Origin of the sequence: Exiguobacterium sp. UBA3968, assembly GCF_002385115.1 — a bacterium.
Lineage (GTDB): Bacteria > Bacillota > Bacilli > Exiguobacteriales > Exiguobacteriaceae > Exiguobacterium_A.
The window spans coordinates 8,637-10,635 of the sequence record NZ_DGCW01000010.1; the positions used below are offsets into that span (position 1 = coordinate 8,637).

Here is a 1,999-nt window from a genome sequence, read left to right on the forward strand (position 1 = left end):
GCATACGAAAGGATTGCTCGGTCATTCGGATGCAGACGTCTTGTTACATACGATTGCCGACGCAGCACTTGGTGCGATTGCAGCGGGGGATATCGGAAAACATTTTCCGGATACGGATCCGGAATTCAAGGATGCGGATTCAGCAAAATTACTGCAGCATGTCTACGCGCTCGTTAAACAACAAGGGTATGAGCTTGGCAACCTAGATGCGACAGTCATCGCACAGGCACCAAAGCTTCGTCCGTACATCGACACGATGCGCGCTCGGATCGCAGAATTACTCGAAGCGGACATTGAACAGATCAATGTCAAGGCAACGACAACGGAATGGTTAGGTTTTACGGGACGAGAAGAGGGAATCGCTTGTCAAGCAGTGATTCTACTGAAACGAATCGAAGAATAAGGTATACTAGATAAGCGAATTTTAGTCGAAGGAGTGATTGGCAATGGCAGAAGTACGAGTACGTTATGCCCCAAGTCCAACAGGACACTTGCATATCGGGAATGCCCGGACTGCATTATTTAACTATCTGTTTGCACGCCATTTAGGCGGCAAGATGGTATTACGAATCGAGGATACGGACCAAAAGCGGAACATCGCAGGTGGGGTCGAGAGTCAAATGAAGAATCTCGAGTGGCTCGGTGTCGATTGGGACGAAGGTCCAGGTCGCGGTGGTGAGTACGGTCCTTATTCACAAATGGAGCGTCTTGATATCTATCAAAAGTATACGGATGAGTTACTTAAAAAGGGACTCGCTTACCGTTGCTACATGACATCGGAAGAGCTCGAAGCAGAACGCGAAGCGCAAATCGCACGCGGAGAAGCACCACGTTATTCAGGGGCACACCGTAACCTGACAGCAGAACAAGAAGAAGCGTTCCGCGCAGAAGGTCGCACGCCATCGATTCGGATTCGTGTACCGGAAGATGTCACGTATACATGGAATGATATCGTCAAAGACGACGTCTCGTTCGAATCAAAAGACTTCGGTGACTGGGTCATCGTTAAAAAAGACGGCATTCCGACGTATAACTTTGCTGTCGTCATCGACGATCACTTGATGGCGATCAGTCACGTTCTTCGTGGAGATGATCATATTTCGAACACACCGAAACAGATGATGATCTATGATGCGTTCGGTTGGGAATACCCGACGTTTGGTCACATGACATTGATTGTCAATGAAGCACACAAGAAACTCTCGAAGCGTGATCACTCGATCATTCAGTACATCGAGCAGTATAAAGAGCTCGGTTATCTCCCGGAAGCATTACTCAACTTCATCACGCTTCTCGGCTGGTCACCTGTCGGCGAAGAGGAAATCTTCACGAAAGAAGAGTTAATCAAGATCTTTGACGCGGATCGTCTCTCGAAGAGTCCGGCTGTCTTTGACCAAAACAAATTGGCTTGGATCAACAGTCAGTATATGAAACATCAATCGTTCGAAGAAGTATTCGAAGCAAGTCTTCCGTTCCTACAAGAAGCAGGTCGCGTCGAAGCGTCACCTTCAGAAGAAGAGCTCGCTTGGGCACGTGATCTTGTCGCGCTATACCGCGAACAGATGACGCATGGCGCGGAAATCGTCAAGCTTTCAGAGATGTTCTTTGAGGATGAAGTGGTGTATGATGAAGAGGCAAACACTGTCTTGAGTGGCGAGACGGTTCCGACTGTACTTGCAGAATTCGCGAACCAGTTACGCGCTCTCGAAGAGTGGACACCAGAAGCAATCAAAGCATCGATCAAAGCGACGCAAAAAGCGACTGGTCAAAAAGGAAAAAACTTGTTCATGCCAATTCGTGTTGCGACGACAGGACAGACGCATGGTCCAGAACTCCCGAACACGATTCAATTACTAGGAAAAGACCGTGTGCTTGCACGGCTTGAAGCAGAATAACGAAAGCGTAGACGAGGAAAGTAACGATGCGTCTTCTTCTCCAGAGACAAGCTCGAATGGTGCGAGGGCTTGAAGAAGCGAATCATGAAATGCCCCTCTGAGTG

Annotated in this window: 2 protein-coding genes; both read left to right on the forward strand. The window is 48.4% G+C overall.

The genetic code is table 11. The features are described from left to right. Positions 1-403: 2-C-methyl-D-erythritol 2,4-cyclodiphosphate synthase (gene ispF, locus B3S86_RS15120; protein WP_290754266.1), on the forward strand; the 403-nt coding region annotated here is incomplete at its 5' end. A 43-nt stretch (positions 404-446) separates the two neighbouring features. Further along, a complete protein-coding gene (gene gltX, locus B3S86_RS15125; RefSeq protein ID WP_290754268.1) occupies positions 447-1,895 on the forward strand; it encodes a glutamate--tRNA ligase in 1,449 nt (482 codons plus the stop codon). Positions 1,896-1,999: the final 104 nt, after the last annotated feature.